Genomic DNA, 26,762 nt, shown 5'->3' with positions numbered 1-26,762 from the left:
GGACCGGCGGGGCGGGGACGCTAGCGGGGCAGGCGGACGGCGGCGAGCTGGGTCGCCTGACCCACCAGACGGCCCTTGTCGTCCCATGCGTGGGCGACCTCGTCCATCCGGTCCCCGCCGACGTCGGTGGCCGACATCCGCACCCGGATCGGCCCGGGGGCGGGCAGCCTGCGGATGTACGCCGAGAGCTGGATCGTCGGCACCCACCCCGACAGCCCCAGGTCGAACGAGACCGGCGGCACCGGGTCCAGCGCCACCAGCAGGCTCAGCGGGTCCCAGTCGGAGCCGTCGGCCAGCCGCTGCCAGGACGCGATCTCGCCGCGCATGGAGGGGGCGCCGAAGGCGAAGGCCAGGTGCTCGGGGTTGACGCGCTCCTCGATCACGGCCATCAGCGGCACGCTCACGTCCGTGCCTGGAGGATCGACGGGGGCCAGGAAGCAGTCCTGCTCGGGCGGCAGGGACACCGGCTCGTGGGCCGACCACCACGGGTCCGAGTCGTCCAGGACGCCCAGCGTGACGTGGGCCTCCACGCACGTGCGGCCCCGCTGCGCCAGCGTGGCCCTGACCTGGGCCAGGCTCCTGCCCACGCGCAACGTATCGACGCGTGCGACGGCCTCGCCCGGCTCCGGCGGCTCGACGAACGTGGCGCTGACGGCCGTCACGTGCGGGTGAGCGGCGCCCGCGGGGCTCTCGCAGGCGGCCCTGGCCAGCACGGCCAGCAGGTAGCCGCCGTGCAGGCGCGTCCCGACGCTCCACTCGGCGTCGAGGAGGGCGCCGAACGCGCCGTCCCCGCGATCGGTCAATGCGGTCGCATCCCGAAAATTGCCCATATTTAGTCATCCCTTCCCCAGGGGATCAGATTGACATCGTCAACTTGACGGCGTCAATCTGAATCCATGACCACCAGACGCGTACGCGCCAGGCGCGGAGAAGGAGCCCTGCTGCGCGAGGAGATCCTGCGGGCGGCCGACGAGTTGCTGGCCGAGTCGGGCACTGAGGACGCGCTCACGCTGCGCGCGGTCGCCATGCGCGCGGGTGTGTCCACCCCGGCGGTCTACCTGCACTTCGCCGACAAGGAGGCGCTCGTCGAGGCGGTCTGCCTGCGGGTGTGGGACGAGCTGGGCCACCTGTTCACCGACAACCTCGGCGGCGATCCGTTCCTGGCCCTGGGCAGGTGCGCCCGTGCCTACGCCCGCTTCGCCCTCGACCACCCCGTGCAGTACCGGGTGCTGATGATGCGTCCCTCAGCGTCCCCGGGGGTGCCGCCGGCCGCCGCGCAGGCGTTCCTGCACATGGTGGCGGCCGTCTCGGCCTGCGTGGAGACCCGGGTGCTCGAAGGCGACCCGGAGGAGCTCGCGCTCGGCCTCTGGTCGGCCGTGCACGGCTGCGTCTCGCTGCTGATCGCCCAGCCGTCGTTTCCCTGGCCGCGCGACAGGGAGGCGCTGATCGACCACATCGTGCGCCTGGCCGGGTTCGGTGCGGCGGTGTACTCGCGGCTGCCGCGCAGGATCCCGCCGAGCGCGGAACTGGCCGCCCGCCTCGACGACTTCGGCGCGAGGCTGGCGGCCACCGGAGAAGAGAGCCGGCCGTCGCCGGCCGGCGGGGAAGGAGCTCAGCCGTCGCCGACCGGCGATGAGGGAGGTCAGCCGTCGCCGTAGCGGGCCGGCAGCACCTGTGCGGCGATGTCGTAGATCCGGTCGATCTCGGCGGCCGTCAGCGCCTGCTCCCGCTTGGTGATCCACTTGCGGGCCCGATCGCCCTGGTAGACGTCCACGCCGCGGATGGTCATGATCTTCCAGGGCACCGGCGGGCCGTAGATGGCCAGCGACGGCACCACGGAGATCTCCCGGCCGAACGACTTGGTGATCAGCTCGCTGGCCTGCGTCGCCTCCCACATGGCCTCGGTGAGGCGGGGTTTCATGTCGAACGGGCCGTGGAAGAGCTTTTTGCCCATCTGCACGCGTACGGGTAGGCGCCGGTCCCACTTCTCGGAGTCGACCGCGTACACGCCGGTCGGGCCCACCACGAGGTGGTCGATCTGGGCCTCGCTGCCCGGGATCGCCCTGGCGTGCAGCGTGCGGTAGCCGCTGCGCTCGAGCTTGCGCAACTGCGCCTCGGTACGCCGCTCCGCCACGGACGAACGCCGCCACGCCGGCACCGAGGAGTTGGATCGCGAACGGTAGACCGCCTCGGCGATGGCCGCGATCACCGCCGCGGTCACCCCCAGCCGCCAGTCGCGCACGAGGAAGCCCACTACCAGGCCGACGAGCACCGCCAGGATCGCCCGGTTGCGCAGGCGGCGGAACCGCGGCTGTTGCAGCAGACTACTCACGGACGCGCGCTCGACCGGCGCGTACGTGGAGGTGGGCGCCGAAGGTTTCGCGGCGGCGGTCTGCTCGCTCTCTGTCCGTTCGCTCACCCAGATGGGTGACGCGTTGTGACCGTCTTCACGCTGGTTGTCGGAGTCCACGTCACTCACCGTAGCCCGGGGATTCGATCGATTCCTAGTGTTGCCGTGTCCATAGTTTTATGGCCCAGCTCATCGTGTTCCACGCGTCTTTTCGGGGTATGTCTTATGTTCTTCTTCTCTAGAGAGGTCCGCGGCGCCGAATGTGATCTTACCCTGCGAACGCCGTTCCACCCGGGTTTCGACGGCTCCCGAGGGGCGGGTTCCGCGGCGGGTGGTCCGGTAAGACACCCAAGCGGGGTCTGGCCGGACCCGCTCACGAGGATTACGGTCTTGTTGTGAACAGCGCGGCAGAGATCCTGCTCTTTCTCATCGGGGTGTCCATGGGGCTGTTCGTACTGATCAGCCTGTTCGTCATGCTGCCGGGGCGCGGCGCGCAACGCCGGATCGAGGCGGGCCCCGTCTGGCTGGGCGGCCCTTCCAGGAGCGAACGCGGGGTGAGCACCTCGGGGCTGGTGCTCGCCGATCGGGTGGCCCCCTGGGCGGAGGTGCCGGAGCACGACTGGATGGCCGCCGCCGAGACGGCCGAACCCGGCAGCCGCGTCGGCGGCGCCACCGCGGGATGGTGAGGCGGGATGGTGAGGTACGCATGCGAGGACTGAACGCCACCCAGGCCGACGACCTGAGGCAGGCCATGCACACCGCCGAGCGCCGCAGCGGCCTGCGCTTCGGCGTCTTCGTCGGGGAGCCGGTGGGCGGGCGGCGGCACTTCGCCGAACGCCTGCACGCCGCCCTGGGCGAGGAGGCCGACGACGCGGTGGTGGTCTTCGTCGACCCCACGGGGCGGGCACTGGAGATCGTGACCGGGGAGCACGCCAGGCGGCAGCTGAGCGACGGCGCGTGCCGGATGACCGCGATGTCGATGGCCACCGCCTTCAGCGTGGGCGACCTGGTCGGCGGCCTGCTGTACGGGATCGCGGCGCTCGGCGAACAGGCCACCGCTCGCCGTTAGCCCCGCTCCAGCAGGGTGACGATGTGCTCGCTGACCCCGGCCAGCAGGGTCGAGGGCTCGATGGGCGCATCGGCGATCGCCGAGAACAGCGAGGCCAGCCCCGGCAGCGGGAACCCGTCGTCCTTCAGCGCCGCCGAGCCGACCGCGTTCTTGTCGAGCGCCGCCCGGCTGCGATCCCACGCGTCGAGCACCTCCTCCGGCGAGGGCACCCCGAACCCGTGCCCGACCGGCGCCGCGTGCCGCAGCCGGACGAGCGGCGTCTCGGCGAAGGCCAGCGCCGTGCGCGAGCGCGCCTGCAGGTCGGCCCGCGGCTCCGGGGCGATCCAGTCCATGGCCGTGCACGGCTTGCGGCAGGTGGCCACGCACACCGCCAGCGCGCCGGCCACCTGGCTGTGCTGCCGGTCGAAGTAGGCCCGCCACCCCTCGGACGGCTCGGTGGAGACCCGCAGCGTACGGTTCGTGGCCGACTGCTCGGACTTGGTGTGGTCGCACTCCCGGTCGCCGATCACGCCGAACCTGCTCCCGGTCGCGCTCAGCCCCGCCGGCCACCTGGCCGGGTCGCCGGCGTGGCCGAGCTGCGGCTCGAAGGCCAGCAGCGGCAGGTATTCGCTGGCGATGTGCACCGTGGCGATCATGGTGCTCAGCTCGCGCCGGTGCCAACGGGCGGCGATCACCTCCAGCAGCAGCCCGTACGCGGGGCGCAGGGACTCCAGCGCCCCGCGCGGCTGTTCGCGCGGCGTCTGCGGCATGTGGCAGGCGCGGGCGCGCCGCCGCAGGTCGGCGGGCACCACCCGGGCCTCGGCCGCGAAGTCCTCGGCGTCGAGCGAGAGCAACCGGTGCCCGAACTCGCACACCTCCGTGATCTCCGCGTCGGGCGCGAGCGCGCCGAGGTCGGCGAAGGCGTAGCGGCGGGCGAGGGCGATGAGCAGGTCACGAGTCGAGTCCACGCGTTGACTTTCTCACGATCAGCAGGTGATGACGGACATGAGGCCGATGGGCGTCGCCAGGCCGACATGATCGGGAACAGCCGGATGTGGCCGAGGACGACCGGCACGCTCGGGGGCGGCCGGCCCGGCCGGGAACGGCTGACACGGCGGGATCCCAGGGCACGCGGTCAGGAACCGGCGGGATTCTGGGATCACAGGAAGGGGCGGCACCCGGGGATCAGGGGCACGGAGCCCGGATGCACTGGATGTCGCCGGGCGGCCCGCTGACCGTGGGCTCGGACGTCGGCTCCTCGGGGCCCGGCGAGGTGGGCGGCTCTTCCGTCGGCTTGGGCTCGGAGGCGGTCGGCGTGGCCGTCGGCGTCTGGGTCGGCGGCGTGATGGTGACCGTGGGGCTGAAGCTGGGCACCTGCGTGACCCGGGTGGGCCGCGGCGTGGGCTGGCGCTTGGTCGGCGGCGCCGACTGCCTCCTGGTCGAGGTCGGCGGCGTCTGCGGGACGAGGTAGGTCGTGGTGCCCTCGACCGTGGGCACCGGCGCGTCGACGACCTCACCGGTCGTCGGCTCGGCCGGCCGCAGCCACACGGACCCGGCCACCACCCCCGTCACGACCACGGCCGCCACCATGGTGAGCATCGCCCGCATGGTACGCGGCCGGCGCGGCGCGGGCAGCCTGCCGGGGTCGCTCAGCGCCTTGCGCGCGGCCTCGGCCATCATCGGGGCCGTCTGCCAGCGCGCGTCCGGCGTCTTCTCCAGCGCCCTGGCCACCACCTGCCGCGGCCCCGGCGGGATGCTCTCGGGCAGGCGCGGGACGGGGGAGTTGAGGTGCTTGAAGATGATCTGTACGGGAGTGTCGCCCTGGAACGGCAGCCGCCCGCTCAGGCACTCGTACGCCACCACGCCCAGCGCGTAGACGTCGACCGCGGGGCTCACCTCGCTGGAGGTGGCCATCTCGGGCGCGCAGTAGCCGGCCGAGCAGAGCATCGTCCCCGTGGCCGTCAGGTGGCCCAGGGAGGCGGAGTGGGCGATGCCGAAGTCGGTGAGCACCACGCCGCCGTCGGGCCTGACCATGAGGTTGGCCGGCTTGACGTCGCGGTGCACGATGCCCTGCGCGTGCGCGGCGGCCAGCGCGTCGGCGACCTCGGCGACCAGGCGCATCGTGGTCTCGGGGTCGAGCGCCCCGCGCCGCAGGACGCGGTCGAGCGACTCGCCCTGCACGTATTCCATGACCAGGAAGCTGACCTGGCGGCCCTCGACCTCGCAGATGCCGTAGTCGTAGACGTCGACCACACCGGGGTGGCGCAGCGTGGCCATGGCCCTGGCTTCGTTCTGGAAGCGCTGGGTGAAGGTGGGGTCTTCGCTGAGCGCGGGCATGAGCACCTTGACCGCGACCGTGCGCCCGAGAACCGTGTCGTCGGCACGCCACACCTCGCCCATGCCCCCGCCGCCGAGTCGGCCGCCGAGCAGGTAGCGGTCGTTGAGGGTGGTCCCCGCGCCTAGCACGCTTCGAGGCTAACACCGTGGCCAGGGTGCCATCGTCAAGTCGGCGTAGCCGGCAGGACTCAATGGCCTACCGGCTACGCAGGTCAGAAGGCTGCCGCGGGTCCGATCCCGGCACCCGGCCCACGCGCGCGGGCCCACGCGCCCGGATCGGACGTGCGGATCAGGCTGAGCCGGCGTCCCTGTCCCGGTTGCGCAGCGCGCGGCTGACGCCGTCGGCGCCCTCCAGGACGAGACGGCGCAGCGCCTGCGGCGGCTGGTCCGCCGCGAGGAAGTCGTGCGCCGCCTGGACCGTCGCCGGCTCGATGACCAGCCCGGGGAAGCACCCGACGGCGAACGTCGAGGCCTGGTCGAACGTCCACTCCCGGTAGATGCGCCCGGCCTCGGCGAAGTACTTCTCCCGGTACGGCGCGAGCAGCTCCACGTGGTGCGGGTCCTGGAAGCCGTTGATCGTGGCGCGGGCGATGTGGTTGGCCAGCTCGCCGCCCACGATGCGCTCCCAGGCCGCCGCCTTCGCCTCGGCCGTCGGGATCGCGGCCCGGCACAGCGCGGCCGAGCGCTCACCGGTCGCCGTAGGGTCGAGCGCCAGCTCGGCTTCGACGGCGGACTCGTCCAGCCGGCCGCCGGTGACCAGCGCGTGCACGAGCGTCCAGCGCAGGTCGGCGTCGACGGCCAGCCCCTCGGGCACGTCCGAGCCGTCGAGGATGCCCTGGAGCAGGTCGAGGTCGCCGGCCGAGGCGGCCGTCGGCGCGAACGCCTGTAGGAAGGCGAGCTGGTGGTCGGAGCCGGGCGCGGCCGAGGCGAGCAGCGTGCGCAGCTCGGCAGCCAGCAGCGCCAGGCCGTCGGCCCGCCAGGACGGGGCCGCGTACTGCTGCGCGGTCTGGCGCGCCTGGCGCAGGATCGCCTGCAGGACCGTGATGTCGGTGACCGTGGCGGCGCCGGAGACGACCAGCTTGACGTAGTCGCGCGCGGGCATCTCGCCGTCGCGGGTCATGTCCCAGGCCGACGACCAGCACAGGGCCCGCGGCAGCGACTCGGTGAACGCCGCGATGCCGCCCTCCACCAGGGTGCGCAGCGACCGCTCGTCGAGGCGGACCTTGGCGTAGGTGAGGTCGTCGTCGTTGAGCAGCACCAGGTCGGGCTGCTCGTCGCCGACGAGCTGGGCCACGTTCGTACGCGCGCCGACGACGTCCAGCTCGACCCGCCTGGTCCGGGTCAGCTTGCCGTCGGCCAGCGTGTAGAGCCCGATCGCGATGCGGTGCGAGCGCAGCGTCGGGTAGTCGGCGGGAGCCTCCTGCACGACCTCGAACTTGGTGAAGCGACCCCCCGACACCTCGAACTCGGGGCGCAGCGTGTTGACCCAGGAGGTCTCCAGCCACTCCTTCGACCAGGCCGACAGGTCGCGGCCGGAGGTGCGTTCGAGGGCGTCGAGCAGGTCCTTCAGCTCGGTGTTGCCCCAGGCGTGCTCGGCGAAGTAGTCGCGTACGCCGGCCAGGAAGTTGTCCAGGCCGACGTAGGCGACGAGCTGCTTGAGCACCGAGGCGCCCTTGGCGTACGTGATGCCGTCGAAGTTGACCTCGACCGCCTGCATGTCGGGGATGTCGGCGGCGATGGGGTGGGTGGAGGGGAGCTGGTCCTGGCGGTAGGCCCACGCCTTCTCCACGTTCGCGAACGTGGTCCACGCGCCCTTGCCCCACCGCGTGGCCTCGGCCTGGGCCAGCACGGACATGTAGGTGGCGAACGACTCGTTCAGCCACAGGTCGTCCCACCAGCGCATGGTGACGAGGTCGCCGAACCACATGTGCGCCATCTCGTGCAGGATCGTCTCCGCGCGCCGCTCGACGACCGCGTCGGTGACGCGGGAGCGGAAGACGTAGTCCTCCAGGAAGGTCACGCAGCCCGCGTTCTCCATCGCGCCGGCGTTGAACTCGGGGACGAAGAGCTGGTCGTACTTGCCGAACGGGTAGCGCAGCCCGAACACCTTGTGGAAGAAGTCGAAGCCCTGCCGGGTGACCTCGAGGATGTTGTCGGCGTCGAGGTGCTCGGCGAGCGAGGCACGGCAGTAGATGCCCAGCGGGATGCCGTCGTGCTCGGAGGTCACCTTGTGGTACGGCCCCGCCACCAGCGCGGTGATGTAGGTGGAGATGACCGGGGTGGGCGGGAACTCCCACCGCTTGGCGGCCCGCACGGTGCCGTGCCGGCCCGCCTGCTCGGGCAGCTCCTCGACCTTGGCGGCGGCGGCGTTGGAGACGACCTCCCAGTCGCCCGGGGCCAGCACGGTGAGCTGGAAGGCGGCCTTGAGGTCGGGCTGGTCGAAGCAGGCGTACATGCGGTGCGCGTCGGCGGTCTCGAACTGGCTGTGCAGGTAGACGCGCTGGTCGACCGGGTCGACGAAGCGGTGCAGCCCTTCGCCGGTGCGCATGTAGGCGCAGTCGGCGTCCACGACCAGCTCGTTGGCGGCGGCCAGGGAGGGCAGCGGGAAGCGGCCCTTCTCGGCGTCGTAGGCGGACACGTCGAGGTCCTCGCCGTTGAGCGTGACCTTGCGGAGGTCGGCGCCGTGCAGGTCGATGAAGGTGGACGCGCCCGGCGTCTCGCTGGTGAAGCGGACCGTCGTGACGCTCTCGAAGCGCTCGTCTCCCTCCGTCAGGTCGAGTGCGACCTCGTACGACTCGACCTTCAACAGCCGGGCGCGCTCGCGAGCCTCGTCCCGGGTCAGGTTGCCTGCCAAGTTGCGCTCCTTTTCACCACTTCGTCGGGGATGTCCGTATCCTGTCATGCCGGGAATAGGACCCACTCCACCTCAGGTTACGGGGAGACATGACAGAGAAGATTCCGGTGGACCTGTGGTTCGATCCTGCCTGCCCGTTCGCCTGGGTTACGTCACGATGGCTGCTCGAAGTAGAGAAAGTTCGGCCTATCGCCCCTCGGTGGCGGCAGATGTCGCTCTACTTCCTCAATGAAGAGAAAGATGTCCCGGCCGACTACCTCGAGCGCGCCGCCCGGGCCATGGGGTCGGTCAGGGTGATCGCCGCGGCGGCGGCCAAGCACGGGGAGCACGTCATCGGGCAGCTCTACACCGGCATCGGCACCCGCCTGCACAACCAGGGCCTCGGCAAGGAGAACGACCGCCTGCGCGAGGTCATCGAGGGCGCGCTCGACGACGCCGGTCTCGACCGGAGCCTGGCGGACGCCATGCACTCCGAGGAGTACGACCCCGCCATCCGCGTCTCGCACGACGAGGGCATCGGCCTGGTCGGCCAGGAGGTCGGCACCCCGATCATCCGCGTCGGCGAGAACGCCTTCTTCGGGCCCGTGATCACCAGGATCCTGCGCGGCGAGGAGGCGGGCAGGCTGTGGGACGGCGTGCTCATGGTCACCCAGTACGACGACTTCTTCGAGCTCAAGCGCACGCGCACCAAGCGGCCCCAGTTCGACTGACACAGTTCTACTGAGGCACAGTTCGACTGAGGCACAGCTCGATTGACACGCGGAGGGGAAGAAGGTCGGCCGCGGTGTAAAGGGCTTATCCCCGGTGTAAGGATGAGCCCTCGCATTCTCGTCGCGAACGCTGTCAGGATGGGTCCATGCGTGAGCTGTACATAGGCGGCTCTTGGACCGCTTCGGCATCCGACGAACCCATCGAGGTCGTCAACCCGGCCACGGAAGACGTCATCGACAGGGTGCCCGCGGGCGCCCCCGATGACGTCGAGGCGGCCGTGGGCGCGGCTCGAAGAGCCTTCCCCGCGTGGTCGCGGACGGCCGCCGCCGAGCGGGGCAGGTTGCTCGCCGGCGCGGCCGACCTGCTCAGACAGCGCGCCGACGACATGGCCAAGACCATCGCCACCGACATGGGCGCGCCGCTGGGCTTCGCGCTCAAGGTGCAGACGCTCATGCCGGCCACCGTGCTGTCCACCTACGCCCAACTCGCCGAGACCCATCCGCGCGAGGCCAAGGTCGGCAACTCACTGGTCGTCAAAGAGCCCATCGGCGTCGTCGCCGCGATCACCCCGTGGAACTACCCGCTGCACCAGATCGTGTGCAAGGTCGCGCCCGCGCTGGCCGCCGGGTGCACCGTGGTGCTCAAGCCGAGCGAGGTGGCGCCGCTGGCCGCGTACGCGCTGGCGGAGATCTTCGCCGAGGTGGGCCTGCCACCGGGTGTGTTCAACCTGGTCAGCGGGCGGGGGCCGGTCGTCGGCGAGGCCATGGCCGCCCACCCCGACGTCGACATGGTCTCCTTCACCGGCTCGACCGTCGCCGGGCGCCGGGTGGCCGCGCTGGCCGCCAAGTCGGTCAAGCGGGTGGCACTCGAACTGGGCGGCAAGTCCGCCAACATCATCCTGCCGGACGCCGACCTGGCCCTGGCCGTCAAGGTCGGCGTGGCCAACTGCTTCGTCAACGCCGGCCAGACGTGCTCGGCGTGGACCCGGATGATCGTCCAGCGCGACCAGTACGACGAGGCCGTCCGCCTGGCCGTCGAGATCGCGCGCGGCTACCGCGTCGGCGATCCCTTCGACGAGTCCACCAAGATCGGGCCGCTGGTGTCGGCGGCCCAGCGCGATCGCGTGATCCGCTACATCAACCGGGGTCAGGAGGAGGGCGCCCGGTTGGTCGCGGGCGGCACCGACTACCTGCACGAGCGCGGCTACTACGTCGAGCCGACCGTGTTCGCGGCCGTCGAGCCGGGCATGACGATCGAGCAGGAGGAGATCTTCGGCCCGGTTCTGTCGCTGATCCCGTACACGACCGAGGACCAGGCCGTCGACATCGCCAACGGCACCAGGTACGGCCTGGCCGGCGCCGTCTGGGCGGGCACCGAGGACCGCGCGGTGGCCGTCGCCCGCCGCCTGCGTACGGGCCAGGTGGCCGTCAACGGCGGCCGGTTCAACCCGCTGGCCCCCTTCGGCGGCTACAAGCAGTCGGGCGTGGGCCGCGAGCTGGGCGAGCACGGCATGGAGGAGTACCTCGAGGTCAAGTCCCTGCAGTTCTAGCGAGCCCCGGGGGCGTGGCGGGCGTGCCGTCCGCCACGCCCGGGGTCGGTCAAGAGGGCGTCAGAGGAAGAGGCCGCCGGTCGCCAGCACGTTCTGGCCGGTGACCCAGCGCCCGTCGGGTCCGGCCAGGAACGCCACCACCGCGGCGATGTCGTCGGGCCTGCCCAGCCGCCGCAGCGCCGTGAAGGCGGGTGTCTGCTCCAGCGCCTCCGGCGGGTTGGCGCCGCGCAGCATGTCGGTGTCGGTGGCCCCGGACGAGACCGTGTTCACCGTGATCCCGCGCACGCCCAGCTCTCGCGCGGCCACCTTGGTGAACTGCTCCATCGCCCCCTTGCTGCCGCAGTAGAGCGACAGCGTGGGCGCGGGCACGAGCGTGTTGAGCGAGGAGACGCTGACGATTCGCCCGCCGTCGCGCATCACCCGCCCCGCCCACTGGATGGCCAGGAAGACCGAGCGGGTGTTCACCGCGAACACCCGCTCGTAGTCCTCGTCGGTGATCTCGGTCATGGGTTTCTGCGGCTCGGCGGTGGCGGCGTTGTTGACCAGGATGTCCACCCCGGGCAGCCGCTCCTCCGCCTCGGCGAACAGCCGCGCCAGGTCCTCCTTGCTCGCCAGGTCGGCGCGTACGGCGTGCGCGCCCGTCTCCTTGGCGACCTGCTCGGCCGCCTCGGCGGAGTGCTGGTAACAGAAGACGACGTCCGCGCCGTCGGCGGTCAGCCGCTCCACGATGGCCTTGCCGATGCCCCTGGAGCCGCCGGTGACCAGTGCGCCCTTTCCTGAAAGTACGCTCATGCCGCCAAACTACGCCCTGAGCATGATCTTGCGCGCCTCGTCGCGCGGCAGGCGGTCCACGTACAGCTCTCCGTCGAGGTGCCCGGTCTCGTGCTGGAAGCAGCGGGCCAGCGAGCCGCGGGCCTTGACGCGTACCTGCCGCTGGAGCCGGTCGACGCCCTCGACGGTCACGCCCGCGGCACGGGCTAGCGGGGCGTAGATCGGCCGGCCGGTCTGGCGGTCGGTCACCGACAGGCAGCCCTCCTCGTCGAGCACCTCCTCCGGGTCGTCCACGGTCAGCAGGGGATTGACCACGTGCCCCTTGCGACCGGCGATGTCGTAGACGAACAACCGCCGCGACACGCCGATCTGCGGGGCGGCCAGACCCACGCCGTTGACCGCGTACATGGCCTGGAACATCTCGTCGATCAGCCGGCGCAGCTCGCGGTCGAAGTCGGTCACCGGCTCGGCGGGCGTACGCAGGACCGGATCGCCGATGACGCGGATCTCTCGCATGGCTCTCTGTTCTCGCTTCTGTAAGGGGTGGATACGGTAGGAGGTCCTTACTCTAGCGAGCGAGCCCGATCGCCGGGCTGTGGAAGACTGGTCGCGTGCGTGTCTACATCGGTGCCGACCATGCCGGCTATGAGCTCAAGAACCACCTCGTGTCCTGGCTGAAGGACCACGGGCACGAGGTGACCGACTGCGGTCCCTTCGTCTACGACGCCGAGGACGACTACCCGGCGTTCGTCCTGCGGGCGGCCGAGGGCGTCGCCGGCGACCCCGGCAGCCTGGGGGTGGTCATCGGCGGATCCGGCAACGGCGAGCAGATGGCCGCCAACAAAGTACGCGGCATCCGCGCGGCCCTGGCCTGGAGCGAGGAGACGGCCGCCCTGGCCCGCGAGCACAACAACGCGAACATCGTGAGCCTGGGCGCCCGCATGCATTCCGTCGACGAGGCCACCAGGTTCGTGGAGGTCTTCCTGACCACCGCGTTCTCCGGCGGCGAGCGCCACAGCAGGCGCATCGCGCAACTGGCCACCTACGAGACGATCGGCCAGTTGCCCTCGCTGCCTTAGCCCTTGTGCCCTTAGCTCTTGCCCGTGGCCGGTCGTTTGGGGTCGCGCTTGGGCATCTCGTCACGCAGGGGCCGCCGGTCGGCGGCCTCCTGCTGCTCCTTCGACGGCCTCGAAACGTCGCGGGCGCGCATGGCGACGACCGCGGTGATCTGCAGACTTTGCAGCGCCATACCGCCGAGCCTACGCCACCTTCGCCCGCCTGCCCCGGCGGACGGGCCGGGGCAGGCGTCTTGCGGGACGGGCTAGAAGACCAGGCCCGCCCAGGGCTTCGGGCTCCACGACATGGCGACGGCGAGCCTGCGTACGGTGCCGGGGGTGTGCTCGCGCAGCAGCCCGGCGGCGAGCCGCTCGTCGAGCGTCCCGTCACCCAGGTACGCCGACCCGAGCGCGGACACCGGCACCGTCACGTCCGGCTCGTCGTCCACGGGCTTGCACTCGGCGCCCGACGGGTCGGCGGTGAGCCGCCAGCGGCGGGCGTTCCACGGGCACACGTCGTCGTCGACCTCGATCACCACGTCCACCGGCGCCGAGTAGGCGCGCGCGGACAGTGCCCGGTCGACCTCGACCAGGCGTACCCACAGCTCGTCGACCCAGCGGGCACGGAGCCGGCGCTGGTCGGCCAGCAGCGCGATCAGCGGGTCGTCCACCGGACGGCGCTCCGCCTCCACCGTGGTGACCAGGTCGCGGTCCAGCACGTTGCGCCAGAGCAGCGCGTAGGCCGCCGGGTCGGACGCCTCCAGCTCGAACAACTTCAGCGTGCCGTCGGAGATTCCGTCGCCGTCCCACGACGACTTGATGCGGAACAGGGCGTAGCCGCGCACGCCGTGGTCGTCCTCGGCCAGGACCGTGCGCAGCGATCCCGCTCCGCGCTGGTCGAACTCCTCGTCGGCCAGGAGGATGTCCCAGGTCTGCGGCTTGCGCTCGTACCGGCCGGGCCGGCGCGCGACCACGGAGGCGAAGAGTCTCTCCAGCTCGCCGCGCACGTCGGCGGGTTTGGCGACGCGGAGCCGGAGCGACGGGTCCCGCGGGGCGTCGGTGACGAACGTCGAGCGGGCGCCGGCGATCCTGAACCGCAGCTCGGTGGACGCCCGCCCGTAGCCGAACCGGCCGTAGATCAGCGCCTCGGAGGCGTAGAGGGCGGCCACGGACTCGCCGCGGTCACGGATGTCGGCGAGCTGCCTGCGCATCAGCGACGTCAGCACGCCGCGGCGGCGGTGGGAGGGTAGCACGCTGACCGCGGTCACCCCGGCGACGGACAGCATCCCGCCGGGGACCGCCATGGTGAGGCTGTAGGCGGAGGTGACCCCGGCGATCTGCGCACCGTCGAAGGCGGCGAGTGACCGGTCGAACTCGGTCTCCGCCTTGTAGCGCTCGGTCTGCGTGGGGTGCGGCGTCCAGCCGAACGCCTCGTGGAGGACCTGCGAGAAGGCCGGCCACTCAGATTCATCAATCGGACGGATCGGGTACGTCATCCGTCCAAGGTAGGAGCGGGCAAAGGGGGAGGGCCACCCAATATACCTGCTTAATGATCAAGGCCTTGGTCAAGTGGGCTGCCCAAACACGGGTCAGACCGATACAGTCAGGCGCATCATGAGTTCCCGACCGGCGCCGCTCATCCCGCCACGGGTCCGTGCGGTCCTGGTGCGGGTGCCGTTCCTGGTGCCTGTCGTCCGCTTCGTTCGGCGTTTTCTGTCCCAAGACCGCAACCTGCTGCTCACGCTGGTCGTGCCGGCGCTCGTCATCGGAGTCCTCGCGGCCGAGGTCTCGACCGGGTGGTTCTCGCCCTCGCTGCTGATCCTCGTCACGCTCATCGGCGGGCTCCAGCTCCGGCTGCGCAGCCTGGTCAAGCTGCTCGTCGCGGTCGGGGCGGCGCTCGGCTACGTCGCGATCACGCTGGGCGTGGACCGGATCGGGCTGGGGCTGACCGTGACGATCGTGTTCACCAGCGTGCTCGCCGTGCTCATGGCGCGCACCAGGGGCAAGCTCGGCGTGCAGGGCCTGCGCGGCGACGCGATGCTGCTGGAGCTGCGCGACCGGCTCAGGAGCCAGGGCGAGCTGCCCCCGCTGCCCAAGGACTGGGGTGGCAAGGTCGTGCTCAAGCAGGCCGGCGGGTCGTCGTTCGGCGGTGACTTCCTGGTCTCCATGCGCGACGGCAAGTCCGTCGAGATCGCCCTCGTCGACGTCTCCGGCAAGGGCGTGGACGCCGGGACACGGGCGCTGCTGCTGTCGGGCACGTTCGGCGGGCTGCTCGGCTCCGTCGCCGACTTCCTGCCCGCGTGCAACGCCTACCTGCACAGGCAGCGGGGCGACGAGGGGTTCGTCACGGCCGTGCACGTACGCCTCGACCTCGACACGGGCGACTACACGATCACCTCGGCCGGGCATCCGCCGGTGGTCAAGTTCGACGCGGGCACGGGCAACTGGCAGGTCGCCTCGGCCAAGGGCGTGGTGCTCGGCGTGGTGCCCGACCTGCACTGCGAGCCCGACAGCGGCACCCTGCGCAAGGGCGACGCGCTGCTGCTCTACACCGACGGCCTGATCGAGCAGCCGGGGCGCGACATCGACGCCGGGCTCGACCGGCTGCTCGGCGAGGCGGAGCGGCTGCTGCCCTCGGGGTTCCGCGACGGGGCCAAGGCGCTGGTCAACGCGATGGCCTCGGGGCACAACGACGACTGCGCGCTGGTGCTCATCTGGCGTCCGTGAGCCGCGACCGGCGTTCGTGAGCCGTGACGTTTCACATGGGCCGGTCGTGTGGGCGGTCACTGGCCGCGGGCTCGGCCGTGCTGGGATCCTCTAGGTGTTCGGGGCTCCGGCGGAGCGGCGCGGCTCCACGGGGTCCCGTCTCATCGGAGCCTGTGTCTTACCCGGGCATGTGCGGGCCTGTCAGCGCGCCGTCACAGCCAGCCGGAGTCGCTGGCGATGCGCACGGCGTCGAGCCGGTTGCGCGCACCCGTCTTGCACATGATGCGCGACAGGTGGTTGCGTACGGTGCCGACCGACAGGAACAGCTCGTCGGCGATCTCCGTCGAACGCGCCCCGCCCGCCGCGATCCGCAGCACGTCGAGCTCCCGCCTGGTCAGCGGGTTGGTCGCGCACTGGAGCGCGGCCACGGCCAGCTCCGACTCGATGGCCCGGCGCCCGGCGGCGACCTGGCGCACCCCCTCGGCCAGCCGCTCCGGGGCCACGCACAGGCTCATGAAGCCCAGCGCGGGACCGGCCAGCGCCTGGCGCACCTGGGCCGGGTTGGGCGCGGCCGACAGGATCAGCACCCCGCACCGGGGCACGTGCGCGGCCACCTCAGTCACCGCCGGTCTGCCGGGCAGGTCGAGATCCACCACTGCCACGTCGGCGGCGGCGGCGACCGCCGCGCGCACCACCTCCTCCGAGCGCCCGGCCTCGGCGACGACCCGGAAGTCGGGTTCGGCTCCGAGGGTGGCGAGCAGGCCACGGCGGACCAAGGGCAGGTGTTCGGCGATCAGTATGCGGATCAAGACGTCCCCCTCCGTCGTTTCTTAGGGTGATCGGCTGATCGCGGGCTGTCAATGCTCGTCAAAAGCGGTACGCCATGGGGCGTGCCGAGTTCGACTACTCTGGGGCTGTCGGACCTTTCGTCTGCCCTGCCGTCTGCCCTGGAGCGCGCCTAGATGAACTGGCTCTACGTCGTGGGGATCATCCTCTTCCTGCTCGGGCTGATGTTCTCCATCGCGCTGCACGAGCTCGGCCACCTGGTGCCGGCCAAGATCTTCGGGGTCAGGGTGACCCAGTACATGGTGGGTTTCGGCTCGACGGCCTGGTCACGGCGTAAGGGCGAGACGGAGTACGGCATCAAGTGGATCCCGTTCGGCGGCTACATCCGCATGATCGGCATGCTGCCGCCGCGTCCGGGCGACGACCCCACCAAGCTCAGGAGCAATGCCACCGGCCCGTTCCAGGGTCTCATCGAGTCGGCCCGCGACGCCGCGCAGGAAGAGGTGCGGCCGGGCGACGAAGACCGGGTCTTCTACCGCAAGAAGTGGTGGCAGAAGGTCATCATCATGTCGGGCGGTCCGGCGATGAACTTCGTGCTCGCCTTCGTCTTCTTCAGCATCCTGCTGGTCGGCATCGGCCTGCCCACCTGGGCCCCGATCGTCTCGCCCGACACCAACACGTGCGTGATCCCGATCTCCGAGCAGCGTACGCAGTGCACCGCCGCCGACAGGCCCACGCCGGCCGCCCAGGCGGGCATGAAGCCCGGCGACCGCATCGTCTCCTTCAACGGCCAGCAGATCGGCTCGTGGGACCAGGCCACCCGCCTCATCCGCTCCCACGGCGCCGGCGCGGTGCAGCTCGGCATCGTTCGCGACGACAAGCCGATGACCCTCGACGTCACGCTCATCGTCCAGGACCGGCCCAACGCCGAAGACCCCAGCAAGATCGACAAGAACGTGGGCTTCCTCGGGGTGCTGCCCACCGAGGTCATGGAGAGGCAGAGCCTCGGCCAGGTCGTCGGCTACATGGGCGAGCTGACGGGCCGGGTGGCGGCCTCGCTGCTCAACCTGCCGGAGAAGATGGTCGGCGTCTGGCACGCGGCCTTCTCCGGTGACGAACGCGACCCCGAGGGCCCGGTCGGCGTGGTCGGGGCGGGTCGCATGGGCGGCGAGATCCTCGCCTCCGACCTGTCCACCGAGAAGAAGATCGCCATCTTCGTCAACCTGCTGGCCGGCTTCAACCTGGCGATCGGCATGTTCAACCTCATCCCGCTGCTGCCCCTCGACGGCGGTCACATCGCAGGGGGCCTCTGGGAGGGCATCAAGCGGGCCTACGCCAAGGTCATGCGGCGGCCCGAGCCCGGTTACGTGGACATCGCCAAGGTGCTGCCGCTGACGTACGCGATCGCGATCGTGATGATGATCATGGCGGGCCTGCTCGTCTACGCCGACCTGGTCAACCCGCTCACGCTGACGAACTGAGGCCGCGGTGGACACCGTCGACCGGCTGCGGGCCCTCTGCCTGGCCCTGCCGGAGACCACCGAACGGCTCTCCCACGGGGAGCCGACGTGGTTCGTCCGGGGGAAGAAGACGTTCGTGATGTTCGCCGACCACCATCACGACGACCGCCTGGCCTTCTGGTGCGCCGCGCCCGCCGGGGTGCAGGAGGAGTTGGTGGCGGAGGCGCCCGAGCGGTTCTTCCGCCCGCCGTACGTGGGGCACCGGGGGTGGCTGGGGGTCTATCTCGACGTCCCGCTGATCGACTGGGACGAGGTGGCGGAGCTCGTCACCGACGCCTACCGCCACATCGCACCCAAGTCGCTCGTCGAACGCCTGCCCTGACCTCCGTATCGCGGGCCGCGATCAGTACATCGAGATGTGCACGTGGTCGTAGTGGTTCTCGGTGATGCTGCCGCGGTCGGACATCGTGCTCCAGCCGGAGCCCTGGTTGATCCGCTGCCTCCAGATCACGTACTTGACGCCGAGCTTGTCCTTGTTCTTCAGCGCCCACTCGGCGATCCGGTCGCCGAGTGCGTTGTTGGCGTCGCTGGGCATCGAGCCGCCCGTGCTCATCATGAAGTCGCAGGCGCGGCCGAGCGGGTGCTCGCCGCTTGAGCCCGAGCGGAAACACCCCACCGCGAACGGCAGCGCGAAGTTCTTGTCGAGCTGCTCCTTCATCAGCCGGGTCCGCGCGGTGATGTTGTCGGACCCGTTCGGCAGCTCGGGCGCCCAGGAGCCGTTGGAGTTGCGCCCGGTCCCGTACGGCACCAGGTCCTCCAGCTTCTTTTGGATGTCCTTGATGACGTCCTCGGCCTCGTCGCGCTGGCCGGCCACCTCGGCCGTGTCGGACTTGATCTGCGCGGCCAGCGCGGCGGCCTCCTCGCTGGCCCGCTTCTTCTCGTCGCGGGCCTTGGCCACGCTGTCCACGACCGCCTGCTGCTCGGCGGTGAGCTGTTCGAGCAGGGCCGCGCTGCCCGCGTCGGTCGGGAGCATGAAGGAGGTCAGCGACAGGTCGCCGGTCTGGTAGCGCAGGCGCGCGATCTCGGCGACCCGCTGCTCGGCCGTGGTCACGGCCTGCTCCGCGGCCTCCGCCTTGGCCTGGGCCGTCTTGGCGGCCTCCTGTGCCTTGGCCAGCTCGACGCGTTTGAGGTTGTACTTCTCGATGAGCTTGTCGACCTTGGCGTTCAGCTCTTTGAGCTGGGCGCGGAGCTGCGCCTCCGTCGGCTTGGGGGCGGCCGACACCCTGATCGACGGTGAGGTGGACGCCGAGGCCGGGGCCGCGGGGAGGGCGGCGACGGCGATGGCGCTGATGAGACCGATGGCAAGACTCGCGGGGGACGAAGCCGCCACGTGGATGTTTCCTCTCCCTCTGCCGGCCGGGTTAGCTGACGGGTTCGGGTATGGGAGCTGCGTTTCCCTACCGCCTGAGCGGATTCACCCCGGGTGCGATTGGGTCCCCGGCTCCCGGGCGCGGCGCCCGGGATTAGGCCCGCAACGGCTGTTACGGCCGGTGCATATCGGGATATTAGTGGTAGATCACGAGTCATGCGACCCTAAGTAGAAATCTATTAGTGATCTACTTGTGATCGGAGCATGCGTGCGGCCTCCTCCGGCAGCACGTCGTTGACGAACGCCCCCATCGCCGACTCCGACCCGGCGAGATACTTCAGCTTGCCGGCCGCCCGCCGGATGCTGAACAGCTCCAGGTGCAGATAGGCCAGCTCCCTGCCGGTACGCACGGGCGCCTGGTGCCAGGCCGAGACATACGGCATCACGACCCCGAACAGCCCGTCGAACGCCCGCAGCACCGAGGTGTACAGCGGCGCGAACGCCGCCCGCTCCTCCTCGGTGAGCGCCGCGAGGTCGGGCACCTGCCGGTGTGGGTAGAGATGCACCTCGAACGGCCACCGCGCGGCGGCCGGCACGAAGGCCGTCCACAGCTCGTTGGCGGCCACCACCCGCGTCCCCGCCGCGCGCTCGGCGGCCAGCACGTCGGCGAACAGGTTGCCCGGCCCCCGGTGCCGCGCCGCCGCGCCGAGGTGCAGCCGGGTCCTGGGCGTGACGTACGGGTAGGCGTAGATCTGGCCGTGCGGGTGGGCCAGCGTGATGCCGATCTCCTCACCCCGGTTCTCGAAGCAGAACACCTGCTCCACGCCGTCGATCCCGGACAACTCGGCCGTACGGTCGGCCCACGCCTCCATGACCAGCGCCACCTGGGCGTCGGAGAGCTGGGAGAAGGAGGAGGAGTGGTCGGAGGTGAAGCACACCACCTCACACCGCCCCACCCTCGGACGGACCTCGCTAAGCCCGCCCGCCTCTCCATAGGCCCCGAAATTTCCGGAGAAGGAGGGGAACCGGTTCTCGAAGACCGCCACGTCATAGTCGTACGCCGGGATCTCCGACGACCGCGTCCGCGACGACGGGCACAGCGGGCACTCGGCCGTGCCGCCGCTCGGCAGGAACGTACGCGTCTGCCGGTGCCCGGCGATCGCGATCCACTCCTCGGTCAGCGGGTCGTAGCGCAGCTCGGAGGCGACCGGCCGGGGATCGAGCGTACGCCGGTCGATCGCGCTCCGGTCGGCGTCGTCGCGCCGGTCGAAATAGATCAGCTCCCGGCCGTCGGCCAGATGGGTGATGGTGCGCTTCACGGCGAGCCCTCCGCGATGATCAGTTCTCCGGCCCGTTCGGCCAGCTCGGTACGTGCTTCCTCGGGCAGCCCGGCGTCGCTGATGACCACGTCGGCCTCGCTCAGCTCGGCGATGGTGCTGATGCCCACCGTGTTCCACTTGGTGTGGTCGGCCGGGACGACCAGCCGGCTCGCCGCCGTGACCAGCTCTCTGTCGGTCTCCGACTCCAGCAGGTTGGGCGTGGTGAACCCGGCCCGCACGCTCATCCCGTGCACGCCCAGGAAGAGCGTGTCCACGTGCAGGCGGCGGATCGCGGCCACGGCGACCGGGCCCACCAGGGCGTCGGACGGCGTACGCACGCCGCCGGTCAGCACGACGGTGCGGTCGGCGCGCGGGTTGCGGTGGAAGACCTCGGCGACCGGGATCGAATTGGTGATCACGGTCAGCTCGGGCACGGCGACCAGGTGGTGGGCCAGCGCCCACGTGGTGGTGCCGGCCGACAGCGCCACGGCGGTGCCCGGCCGGACGAGCCTGGCCGCGTGCCGCGCGATGGCCTCCTTCTCCTGCTGCTGGCGGGCGGACTTGGCGGTGAAGCCGGGCTCCTCGGTCGAGCCGGGGCCCAGGGCGGTCGCGCCGCCGTGCACCTTCTCCAGCAGCCCGCGCTCGGCCAGCACCTCGAGGTCGCGGCGGATGGTCATGTCGGAGACGCCCAGCTCGCGTACGAGGTCGGCCACCCGGACGCCGCCGTTGCTGCGCACGCGTTCGAGAATCGTCTGCTGACGCTGCTGTGCGAGCACGCCCACTTCCTTCCAACAGATTCCACCAAATTATGACACGTAATTGTTGGGGAATGTTAGGTCGTGCGGCGCGCTTGCACTGACTCTCTTGGAGAGGGACGTTGGGAGCTTCACGCCGTACCGATCAGCCCGTACCGATCAGCCCGTACCGATCAGTGGAGGCGAGCACATGGCCAGGCGAGCACGCAAGGGCAAGGCCCGCAAGAAGAAGAAGGCGAACCACGGCAAGCGTCCCACGGCGCGATGACGGGCCGGTGGCCGCCCTTCCCCAGGGAAGCGGCCACCTCCCCGTGGCCGTCACCCCGGCAGTTCGGCCAGCGCCCGGTCGATGCGCTCCTGCGGCAGCGAGTAGTCGTCCAGTTCGCCGGCCAGATAACGGTCGTACGCGCCCAGGTCGAAGTGGCCGTGGCCGCACAGCGCGGTCAGGATGACCTTCTCCTCGCCGCTCTCCTTGCACCGCAGCGCCTCGGCGATCGTCTCGGCCAGCGCGTGCGTGGGCTCGGGCGCCGGCACGATGCCCTCGGTCCTGGCGAAGCGCACCCCGGCCGCGAAGCACTCGTTCTGGGCACGGGTGACCGCCTCGAACAGGCCCAGCTCGTACATGTGCGACAGCAGCGGCGACATGCCGTGGTAGCGCAGGCCCCCGGCGTGGATCGGGTCGGGCACGAACGTGTGCCCCAGCGTGTGCATCTTGAGCAGCGGCGTGAACCCGGCCGCGTCGCCGAAGTCGTAGGCGTACGCGCCGCGCGTGAACGACGGGCACGCGGCCGGCTCGACCGCGCGGAACACCGTGCCGATCCGGCCGGCCAGCTTCTCGCGCAGGAAAGGGAAGGCGAGACCGGCGAAGTTCGAGCCGCCGCCGGCGCAGCCGACGACCAGGTCCGGCATCTCGGGCAGTTGGGCGAGCGCCTCCTCGCCGATCACAGTCTGGTGCATGAGGACGTGGTTGAGCACCGAGCCGAGCGCGTACCGGGCGTCGGACGTCGCCCCGGCCACCTCGACCGCCTCGCTGATCGCGATCCCCAGGCTGCCCGGGGAGTCGGGGTCGTCGGCCAGCACCTTGCTGCCCGCTCCCGTCACGGGGGAGGGGCTGGGGTGGACGGTCGCGCCGTACACCTGCATGAGAGAGCGACGGTACGGCTTCTGGTCGTACGACGCCCGTACCATCCAGACCCGGCATTCCAGGCCGAACTGGGCGCAGGCGAACGCCAGGGCCGACCCCCACTGCCCCGCGCCGGTCTCGGTCGTCAGCAGCCGCACGCCCTCGCGCGCGTTGTAGAACGCCTGCGGCACGGCCGTGTTCGGCTTGTGCGACCCGGCAGGGGAGACGCCCTCGTACTTGTAGTAGATCCTGGCCGGCGTGCCCAGCTCCTTCTCCAGCCTGTGCGCCCGGATCAGCGGCGTCGGCCGCCACAGGCGGTAGACGTCCAGCACCTCCTGCGGGATCGGGACGAACCGCTCGCCGCTGACCTCCTGCCCGATCAGCTCCATCGGGAACAGCGGGGCCAGGTCCTCCGGACCTATCGGCAGGCGTGTGCCGGGATGCAGCGGTGGCGGAGGCGGCGCGGGCAGATCGGGAACGATGTTGTACCAGTCGCTGGGGATCATCGTCTCAGTCTGCGCCGCTCGCGCGCCGCGTTCCAGCACCGTCGGGGACCAGCACCGCCGGCCTGTCGGGGTGGTCGGCCCGCACCACGACGTCGGCCGCCTCCTGGGGCCGCGCCTCCCGCTCGTAACGCTCGTAGGCGGGCAGCCGCCACCGCTCGCCCGGCGGGGTGCCGCGCTCGAGCGCCGCCACCGACAACCACAGGTGCACGCCGACCTCGACCGCGAGCCCTCGCCCCAGCAGCAGCGTCCCGTCGACCACCACCACTCCGCCGGGCGGCAGCTCGAAGTACGGCACGCGGAAGGCCCGGTCGATCCCGCTGTCCCACAGCGCGGGCAGCACCCGGCCCGAGCCACCGGGGTCCAGCGGCTCCAGCACCTCCCGCCGCAGCGCCTTGACGTCGAGCCAGTCGTCGTAGAAGGCGTCGGGGTCGGTGCGGCCGTACTCCAGGCGCAGGGAGGCCGGACGCAGGAAGTCGCCCGCCGACACCCGCACCACGGGCCGCCCGCGCAGCCGCAGCGGGGAGACGAGCTCGTCGGCCAGCGCACCGGGCCGCGTGGCGGGCGCCCCGTCGACGGCCACCCGCACCCACGCGCCCGGCGGCCGTGCGGCGATCAGCTCGGCCAGCTCCTCGACGAGGGCCTCACGGGAGATCGGTCGCGCACGCATCGATCAACAGCTTACGAGCGCGGTCAAAGCGGAAATGCCTTCGACGGGGCCCGCGTCGCCCGCCTATATTGCCCGCCATGGCTCCACGCGACTGCTGCGACTGCGGCGCGACCGCCGGGCCGCTCGGCCTGTGCGCCGACTACTACCACGCGATCCTGGTCGACGAACAACTGGATCCGCGGATGCGCCCGTGGCACGCGGTCGTCGTCTGCGTGTATCTCCTGCAGCACCCCTCCAGGGGGCACGAGAAGCACCTCGACGGCCAGTTCCGGATGCTGCAGTACTACCTCGACCGGGGCCTCGACGCCCTCCTCCGCTTCGCGGCCCACCAGGTGGCGCGCAACAACCATCGGGCGCGGTCGGGCTACGACCTGCGGCCGCTCGAACCGTACGAGCCGCTGCCGCCGCACGGGCCGCCAGAGCGCTTCCGTACGAGCTTCTGCGACCTTCCGCACGACGGGGACGGCGGTTTCGTCTCCGACGGCCACGACGCGTACGGGCAGCGCATCCGCGACCTCGCCGAAGCGACCGCCGAATCCTGGAAGTCCATCGGGCCGGACCGGGCCGCGCCCGGGTAACCCGAGGGTCATCTGCCGGACGGTCCGGAGCCTGTCGGCACGTCCGCGTCGACCGTCAGGGTGACTCTTCGTGACGCCGCCCGCGTCGTACCGACGCCCTGGCCAGCCATCGCCCGCCACGGATCAGGAGGCGAACCAGGCCGAAGAGGAACGCGACCGAGAACAGCGCCTCACACACGAGCAGGACCTCGCCGAGCGGGCCACCACCGCCGTCGGACGCCGCCCACCGGCGCACGAACGGCGTGAGCAGCATCCCCAGCCCGAAACCGAGCACCGCCAACGTCTCGCCGAGCCCGCCGCGCATGAGCTGATCATAGAGCGCTCCCGCGACCCGCACTCTCCCTATATCTCTGGCCCGGCCGCTCTGGGGCTCCCGAGCCGGTTCGAGGCCCGCCGCCATGGCGAGTGCGATGTGAGAAGGCCGACGGGTGGCATTCTGGACCGAGGTCGGCGGCTCGGCCACGATGAGGGCATGACGGAGAACAGATCAGCGCGGCCGGCGCGCGGAGGCGCAGGCTCCCGTCTGGACTGGACGGCAGTGAGCGCTCTCGCGGCTGCGTTCGCCGCCCTGGTCGCGCTGGTCGCCTACCTGGTGCCGCCGCCCCAGCCTCAGCCCGACCCGGTGGCCCCTGCCCCGACCCCGCCGTCATGGTCACCAGATCCGGACACCACCCGCCCCGAACCGCCGACCCGCAGCTCATCGCCTGAGTCCAGCACGCCCCAGCCGGAGAGCCCCACGCGAGAGCCTCAGCCGGCCAGCCCCGCACGAGAGGCCCCGGCTTCCTCCCCGCTGCTGTCAGCGGTCCGGCCCGGCGGCTGCGAGGACGCGGCGGCGGCGCTGACCGCATACCAGCGGAACGCCGGGAGCGTCCGCAGCAGCCAGGCAGCGGCGGCTCGCCAGGCATACCTCGACCTGATGAGCGCGGTCCTCGACGCGGAAGGGGTGGTGGGGGCGAAGATCAGTCTGCTGGCCCGCGAATTCCAGGAACTGCACTTCCGCCTGACCGGCATGGTCGGCGGCGATCCCAACCAGGTGATCGCGGACATCAACACCGACGCCGCCGAGCTCAACAGGCTGTGCGGCTCCACCTGACCCGACGACGTGTCGGTCGCGAGCGGGTCGCCGGGTCGATGGCCGTACTCGGAGTGGCGGAGATCACGAAGGCCAGGTCGCATCAGGGGGCCGACCTGGCCTTTCGCCGTCGAGAGCGGACGACGGGAATCGAACCCGCGTAGCTAGTTTGGAAGATTTCGGCTCGTGATCCCCTGACGTGCTCCTGCTCTGGTCAGAGGCAGTGCGGCCCTGCCCGCGAGTCCCCGCTACTCCCCCTTGATCACCGCCCTATCGGGCACGCAACGGGCACGCGCGCCCACTGGCGACGGTTTTACAGGGCGTCGCCCGTTCCAGTTCGCCACGAACCCTGACCTGCGGCGCAGCCAGTCGACAGGGCGCCGCCCCCGTAGATCGTTCCGCGCATATTCCGGATCATGAAAGACACGCCTGAGTCCACGTTGGTACCAGCCGCAACTCGGAAGCAGACAGCAACCGCGCCCGTCATCGGCGGTAGCGCACCCGACACTGATGGAACTGCCCATACGTCCTCGTCCTTGACGGGCACCCCTTGGGCGCGGAGATGTTCGGGACCCGGCGCGGGGGCATCCCCATCAATCCTCGTCGTCGGAGTCGTCGGCGTCAGGATCGCGCAAGGCGAGGGATGATTCCCTGCTCACCATGGCCATTCGATCTTGGTCTTGCCAGATAACGAAGGCCATCTCGCAACCCTTCGACGAGCGAGGCGTTCAGGCTGGAGCTGTGGATCTTCCAGGACTTCGCCACTCCGGCCGGGGTGCACGGTGGGCGATCACGGTATGCATAGATCTATGGGAGGATTTTCCCATGGTGTCCGTTAAGCAGATTCAAGTCGCCTTCGATTGCGCTTCACCTGAGCGTGTCGGTCGCTTCTGGTGCGAGGTGTTGGGGTATGTCGCGCCGGCACCGCCTGAGGGGTTCGCCAGTTGGGACGACTTCAATCGCACGCTGCCGCCCGAGCAGCGGGACTCATGGTTCGCATGCAGCGACCCCTCGGATGTCGGTCCGCGGCTGTACTTCCAGCGCGTTCCCGAAGGCAAGGTCGCCAAGAATCGGCTGCACCTTGACGTGCGGGTCGGCACCGGACTCGTCGGTGCAGAGCGCCTGGCAACCCTCGAGGCCGAATGCGCACGATTGATCCCTCTCGGCGCGAAACGCGTGCGGCTCCTGCCCGCCGATGAAGAAAACGAGTCGTGCCTCGTGATGCAGGACATCGAGGGCAACGAGTTCTGCCTGAGCTGACGAACGTCTACCTCGTTGAACGCGACACAGACCTGACTCGCTGATCGGCTCCCACGGGGAAGGCTTTCCGTCAGCTCTCCCTTCGCACCGCGCCGCTGTTCATCTCGGGAAGATCGGGGATCTCGCCGAGTTCGCGCAGTCCCTCGGAAGGCCCGGACGAAGCGATGGCATAGCGGCCCAGGAAATTCACGTGGGCGTGGCCCAGCGGGCTGAGCCGGGCGACTGCACGCGGTGATCAGCCACGTTCCTCGGTGAGCCAGGGTGAGGAACGAACCCTGGATCGTCGATCGCCCCCAACCATGTGCGGCGTCCAGCCATGCAGTGGCGATCGTCGGGCTGCATCTGTGCGGCGGCGCGGCAACCCCGGTCGGCGCGTTCGGGAAGTGCGGCGAGGCCGGCGTGCGGTGCCCGGCCCGGTGTCCCGCCGCCGTCCGGGACCGGCCCCCAGGCCGCACGCCCGGACGGCGGGCGGGCGGAGGGCCGGGG

General features: G+C 70.8%; 29 protein-coding genes and 1 riboswitch. Of the genes, 13 read left to right on the top strand and 16 right to left on the bottom strand.

The genetic code is table 11. The features are described 5' to 3' along the window. Positions 1 to 20: 20 nt before the first annotated feature. A complete protein-coding gene (locus tag ABD844_RS00255) occupies positions 21 to 803 on the bottom strand; it encodes a thioesterase family protein (RefSeq protein WP_344871628.1) in 783 nt (260 codons plus the stop codon). 93 nt (positions 804 to 896) lie between these two features. Here ABD844_RS00255 and ABD844_RS00250 point away from each other — a divergent pair, with 93 nt between their 5' ends. Continuing rightward, positions 897 to 1,658 carry a TetR/AcrR family transcriptional regulator gene (locus ABD844_RS00250; RefSeq protein ID WP_344871626.1) on the top strand — a complete coding sequence of 254 codons (762 nt, stop codon included), beginning with the start codon at positions 897 to 899 and terminating at the stop codon, positions 1,656 to 1,658. Here ABD844_RS00250 and ABD844_RS00245 read toward each other — a convergent pair. Further along, positions 1,643 to 2,470, bottom strand: coding sequence for a nuclease-related domain-containing protein (locus ABD844_RS00245; protein ID WP_344871624.1), 828 nt, complete (start codon positions 2,468 to 2,470; stop codon positions 1,643 to 1,645). The genes ABD844_RS00250 and ABD844_RS00245 overlap by 16 nt on opposite strands. Positions 2,471 to 2,745: 275 nt before the next feature. Here ABD844_RS00245 and ABD844_RS00240 point away from each other — a divergent pair, with 275 nt between their 5' ends. Together ABD844_RS00240 and ABD844_RS00235 are read left to right on the top strand one after the other, a co-directional pair. Continuing rightward, a complete protein-coding gene (locus ABD844_RS00240) occupies positions 2,746 to 3,036 on the top strand; it encodes a hypothetical protein (protein ID WP_344871622.1) in 291 nt (96 codons plus the stop codon). A 20-nt stretch (positions 3,037 to 3,056) separates the two neighbouring features. Beyond that, on the top strand, positions 3,057 to 3,419 hold the full coding sequence (locus ABD844_RS00235; RefSeq protein ID WP_344871620.1) for a DUF5130 family protein: 363 nt from the start codon (positions 3,057 to 3,059) through the stop codon (positions 3,417 to 3,419). Here ABD844_RS00235 and ABD844_RS00230 read toward each other — a convergent pair. The 3 genes from ABD844_RS00230 to pepN all read right to left on the bottom strand — a co-directional run bounded on the left by ABD844_RS00230 (position 3,416) and on the right by pepN (position 8,589). Beyond that, positions 3,416 to 4,366: a hypothetical protein gene (locus ABD844_RS00230; protein ID WP_344871618.1), complete on the bottom strand. Its 951-nt coding sequence runs from the start codon at positions 4,364 to 4,366 to the stop codon at positions 3,416 to 3,418. The two genes, ABD844_RS00235 and ABD844_RS00230, sit on opposite strands and share 4 nt — an antisense overlap. A 217-nt stretch (positions 4,367 to 4,583) precedes the next feature. Further along, positions 4,584 to 5,864 carry a serine/threonine-protein kinase gene (locus ABD844_RS00225; protein ID WP_344871616.1) on the bottom strand — a complete coding sequence of 427 codons (1,281 nt, stop codon included), beginning with the start codon at positions 5,862 to 5,864 and terminating at the stop codon, positions 4,584 to 4,586. A 160-nt stretch (positions 5,865 to 6,024) separates the two neighbouring features. After that, positions 6,025 to 8,589: an aminopeptidase N gene (pepN, locus tag ABD844_RS00220; protein ID WP_344871614.1), complete on the bottom strand. Its 2,565-nt coding sequence runs from the start codon at positions 8,587 to 8,589 to the stop codon at positions 6,025 to 6,027. Positions 8,590 to 8,678: 89 nt separating this feature from the next. Here pepN and ABD844_RS00215 point away from each other — a divergent pair, with 89 nt between their 5' ends. Continuing rightward, positions 8,679 to 9,299 carry a mycothiol-dependent nitroreductase Rv2466c family protein gene (locus tag ABD844_RS00215; protein ID WP_344871612.1) on the top strand — a complete coding sequence of 207 codons (621 nt, stop codon included), beginning with the start codon at positions 8,679 to 8,681 and terminating at the stop codon, positions 9,297 to 9,299. Between the two features lie 146 nt (positions 9,300 to 9,445). Next, positions 9,446 to 10,849 carry an aldehyde dehydrogenase family protein gene (locus tag ABD844_RS00210; protein ID WP_344871610.1) on the top strand — a complete coding sequence of 468 codons (1,404 nt, stop codon included), beginning with the start codon at positions 9,446 to 9,448 and terminating at the stop codon, positions 10,847 to 10,849. Between the two features lie 60 nt (positions 10,850 to 10,909). Here ABD844_RS00210 and ABD844_RS00205 read toward each other — a convergent pair whose 3' ends face one another. Together ABD844_RS00205 and def are read right to left on the bottom strand one after the other, a co-directional pair. Next, positions 10,910 to 11,641 carry an SDR family oxidoreductase gene (locus tag ABD844_RS00205; RefSeq protein ID WP_344871608.1) on the bottom strand — a complete coding sequence of 244 codons (732 nt, stop codon included), beginning with the start codon at positions 11,639 to 11,641 and terminating at the stop codon, positions 10,910 to 10,912. Between the two features lie 9 nt (positions 11,642 to 11,650). After that, entirely contained in the window at positions 11,651 to 12,136 is a 486-nt protein-coding gene (gene def, locus ABD844_RS00200; RefSeq protein ID WP_344871606.1) for a peptide deformylase, read from the bottom strand. Positions 12,137 to 12,231: 95 nt separating this feature from the next. On the opposite strand from def, the gene ABD844_RS00195 reads away from it, so the two are divergent. Then, positions 12,232 to 12,699 carry a ribose-5-phosphate isomerase gene (locus ABD844_RS00195; RefSeq protein WP_344871604.1) on the top strand — a complete coding sequence of 156 codons (468 nt, stop codon included), beginning with the start codon at positions 12,232 to 12,234 and terminating at the stop codon, positions 12,697 to 12,699. A gap of 11 nt (positions 12,700 to 12,710) precedes the next feature. On the opposite strand, the gene ABD844_RS00190 is transcribed toward ABD844_RS00195, so the two are convergent. Beyond that, on the bottom strand, positions 12,711 to 12,869 hold the full coding sequence (locus tag ABD844_RS00190) for a hypothetical protein (protein WP_344871602.1): 159 nt from the start codon (positions 12,867 to 12,869) through the stop codon (positions 12,711 to 12,713). 72 nt (positions 12,870 to 12,941) lie between these two features. After that, positions 12,942 to 14,171 carry a GNAT family N-acetyltransferase gene (locus tag ABD844_RS00185; protein WP_344871600.1) on the bottom strand — a complete coding sequence of 410 codons (1,230 nt, stop codon included), beginning with the start codon at positions 14,169 to 14,171 and terminating at the stop codon, positions 12,942 to 12,944. Between the two features lie 118 nt (positions 14,172 to 14,289). Between ABD844_RS00185 and ABD844_RS00180 the strand changes: the two genes are divergently transcribed. Further along, positions 14,290 to 15,402 carry a PP2C family protein-serine/threonine phosphatase gene (locus ABD844_RS00180; protein ID WP_344871598.1) on the top strand — a complete coding sequence of 371 codons (1,113 nt, stop codon included), beginning with the start codon at positions 14,290 to 14,292 and terminating at the stop codon, positions 15,400 to 15,402. 191 nt (positions 15,403 to 15,593) lie between these two features. On the opposite strand, the gene ABD844_RS00175 is transcribed toward ABD844_RS00180, so the two are convergent. Further along, a complete protein-coding gene (locus ABD844_RS00175; protein WP_344871596.1) occupies positions 15,594 to 16,190 on the bottom strand; it encodes a response regulator transcription factor in 597 nt (198 codons plus the stop codon). A 153-nt stretch (positions 16,191 to 16,343) separates the two neighbouring features. On the opposite strand from ABD844_RS00175, the gene ABD844_RS00170 reads away from it, so the two are divergent. Both ABD844_RS00170 and ABD844_RS00165 read left to right on the top strand, forming a co-directional pair. Then, on the top strand, positions 16,344 to 17,648 hold the full coding sequence (locus ABD844_RS00170) for a M50 family metallopeptidase (RefSeq protein WP_344871594.1): 1,305 nt from the start codon (positions 16,344 to 16,346) through the stop codon (positions 17,646 to 17,648). A gap of 7 nt (positions 17,649 to 17,655) precedes the next feature. Next, positions 17,656 to 18,009, top strand: a complete 354-nt coding sequence (locus ABD844_RS00165; protein WP_344871593.1) for an MmcQ/YjbR family DNA-binding protein — start codon at positions 17,656 to 17,658, stop codon at positions 18,007 to 18,009. 21 nt (positions 18,010 to 18,030) lie between these two features. On the opposite strand, the gene ABD844_RS00160 is transcribed toward ABD844_RS00165, so the two are convergent. From ABD844_RS00160 to ABD844_RS00150, 3 genes are all read right to left on the bottom strand, one after another. Next, positions 18,031 to 19,017 (bottom strand): coiled-coil domain-containing protein, encoded by a 987-nt coding sequence (locus ABD844_RS00160; protein ID WP_344871591.1) that lies wholly within the window; start codon positions 19,015 to 19,017, stop codon positions 18,031 to 18,033. Positions 19,018 to 19,023: 6 nt separating this feature from the next. Next, a riboswitch (cyclic di-AMP (ydaO/yuaA leader) is annotated at positions 19,024 to 19,167 on the bottom strand. Between the two features lie 68 nt (positions 19,168 to 19,235). Then, positions 19,236 to 20,315: a galactose-1-phosphate uridylyltransferase gene (gene galT / locus ABD844_RS00155; RefSeq protein WP_344871590.1), complete on the bottom strand. Its 1,080-nt coding sequence runs from the start codon at positions 20,313 to 20,315 to the stop codon at positions 19,236 to 19,238. Continuing rightward, positions 20,312 to 21,091, bottom strand: a complete 780-nt coding sequence (locus ABD844_RS00150) for a DeoR/GlpR family DNA-binding transcription regulator (protein ID WP_344871588.1) — start codon at positions 21,089 to 21,091, stop codon at positions 20,312 to 20,314. The genes galT and ABD844_RS00150 overlap by 4 nt, the downstream gene beginning before the upstream one ends. Positions 21,092 to 21,260: 169 nt before the next feature. Here ABD844_RS00150 and ABD844_RS53010 point away from each other — a divergent pair, with 169 nt between their 5' ends. After that, the gene (locus tag ABD844_RS53010) at positions 21,261 to 21,338 is read left to right on the top strand and encodes a 50S ribosomal protein bL37 (RefSeq protein ID WP_371252575.1); all 78 of its coding nucleotides are present in this window, start codon (positions 21,261 to 21,263) and stop codon (positions 21,336 to 21,338) included. 50 nt (positions 21,339 to 21,388) lie between these two features. Here the strand turns inward: ABD844_RS53010 and ABD844_RS00140 are convergent, their stop codons facing one another. Both ABD844_RS00140 and ABD844_RS00135 read right to left on the bottom strand, forming a co-directional pair. After that, complete coding sequence (locus ABD844_RS00140; RefSeq protein ID WP_344871584.1) at positions 21,389 to 22,699, bottom strand: TrpB-like pyridoxal phosphate-dependent enzyme; 1,311 nt, start codon at positions 22,697 to 22,699, stop codon at positions 21,389 to 21,391. Between the two features lie 4 nt (positions 22,700 to 22,703). Then, complete coding sequence (locus ABD844_RS00135) at positions 22,704 to 23,366, bottom strand: nucleoside/nucleotide kinase family protein (RefSeq protein ID WP_344871582.1); 663 nt, start codon at positions 23,364 to 23,366, stop codon at positions 22,704 to 22,706. A gap of 77 nt (positions 23,367 to 23,443) precedes the next feature. Here ABD844_RS00135 and ABD844_RS00130 point away from each other — a divergent pair, with 77 nt between their 5' ends. Further along, entirely contained in the window at positions 23,444 to 23,944 is a 501-nt protein-coding gene (locus ABD844_RS00130; protein WP_344871580.1) for a DUF5946 family protein, read from the top strand. Positions 23,945 to 23,999: 55 nt separating this feature from the next. Here ABD844_RS00130 and ABD844_RS00125 read toward each other — a convergent pair whose 3' ends face one another. After that, on the bottom strand, positions 24,000 to 24,248 hold the full coding sequence (locus ABD844_RS00125; RefSeq protein WP_344871578.1) for a hypothetical protein: 249 nt from the start codon (positions 24,246 to 24,248) through the stop codon (positions 24,000 to 24,002). A gap of 234 nt (positions 24,249 to 24,482) precedes the next feature. On the opposite strand from ABD844_RS00125, the gene ABD844_RS00120 reads away from it, so the two are divergent. After that, entirely contained in the window at positions 24,483 to 25,037 is a 555-nt protein-coding gene (locus tag ABD844_RS00120; RefSeq protein WP_344871577.1) for a hypothetical protein, read from the top strand. A gap of 804 nt (positions 25,038 to 25,841) precedes the next feature. Continuing rightward, positions 25,842 to 26,276: a VOC family protein gene (locus ABD844_RS00115; RefSeq protein ID WP_344871575.1), complete on the top strand. Its 435-nt coding sequence runs from the start codon at positions 25,842 to 25,844 to the stop codon at positions 26,274 to 26,276. The last annotated feature ends 486 nt before the right edge of the window (positions 26,277 to 26,762 follow it).

The sequence above is a fragment of the Nonomuraea antimicrobica genome, assembly GCF_039536965.1.
GTDB lineage: Bacteria > Actinomycetota > Actinomycetes > Streptosporangiales > Streptosporangiaceae > Nonomuraea > Nonomuraea antimicrobica.
This window is presented reverse-complemented; position numbering and strand designations above follow the sequence as displayed.

Excerpts from the sequence above, each read along its gene's own strand:
- ABD844_RS00250 (WP_344871626.1), top strand. The coding sequence starts at position 897 with ATGACCACCAGACGCGTACGCGCCAGGCGCGGAGAAGGAGCCCTGCTG.
- ABD844_RS00235 (WP_344871620.1), top strand. The coding sequence starts at position 3,057 with ATGCGAGGACTGAACGCCACCCAGGCCGACGACCTGAGGCAGGCCATG.
- ABD844_RS00215 (WP_344871612.1), top strand. The coding sequence starts at position 8,679 with ATGACAGAGAAGATTCCGGTGGACCTGTGGTTCGATCCTGCCTGCCCG.
- ABD844_RS00210 (WP_344871610.1), top strand. The coding sequence starts at position 9,446 with ATGCGTGAGCTGTACATAGGCGGCTCTTGGACCGCTTCGGCATCCGAC.
- ABD844_RS00205 (WP_344871608.1), bottom strand. The coding sequence starts at position 11,641 with ATGAGCGTACTTTCAGGAAAGGGCGCACTGGTCACCGGCGGCTCCAGG.
- def (WP_344871606.1), bottom strand. The coding sequence starts at position 12,136 with ATGCGAGAGATCCGCGTCATCGGCGATCCGGTCCTGCGTACGCCCGCC.
- ABD844_RS00190 (WP_344871602.1), bottom strand. The coding sequence starts at position 12,869 with ATGGCGCTGCAAAGTCTGCAGATCACCGCGGTCGTCGCCATGCGCGCC.
- ABD844_RS00185 (WP_344871600.1), bottom strand. The coding sequence starts at position 14,171 with ATGACGTACCCGATCCGTCCGATTGATGAATCTGAGTGGCCGGCCTTC.
- ABD844_RS00180 (WP_344871598.1), top strand. The coding sequence starts at position 14,290 with ATGAGTTCCCGACCGGCGCCGCTCATCCCGCCACGGGTCCGTGCGGTC.
- ABD844_RS00170 (WP_344871594.1), top strand. The coding sequence starts at position 16,344 with ATGAACTGGCTCTACGTCGTGGGGATCATCCTCTTCCTGCTCGGGCTG.
- ABD844_RS53010 (WP_371252575.1), top strand. The coding sequence starts at position 21,261 with ATGGCCAGGCGAGCACGCAAGGGCAAGGCCCGCAAGAAGAAGAAGGCG.
- ABD844_RS00140 (WP_344871584.1), bottom strand. The coding sequence starts at position 22,699 with ATGATCCCCAGCGACTGGTACAACATCGTTCCCGATCTGCCCGCGCCG.
- ABD844_RS00135 (WP_344871582.1), bottom strand. The coding sequence starts at position 23,366 with ATGCGTGCGCGACCGATCTCCCGTGAGGCCCTCGTCGAGGAGCTGGCC.
- ABD844_RS00130 (WP_344871580.1), top strand. The coding sequence starts at position 23,444 with ATGGCTCCACGCGACTGCTGCGACTGCGGCGCGACCGCCGGGCCGCTC.
- ABD844_RS00125 (WP_344871578.1), bottom strand. The coding sequence starts at position 24,248 with ATGCGCGGCGGGCTCGGCGAGACGTTGGCGGTGCTCGGTTTCGGGCTG.
- ABD844_RS00115 (WP_344871575.1), top strand. The coding sequence starts at position 25,842 with ATGGTGTCCGTTAAGCAGATTCAAGTCGCCTTCGATTGCGCTTCACCT.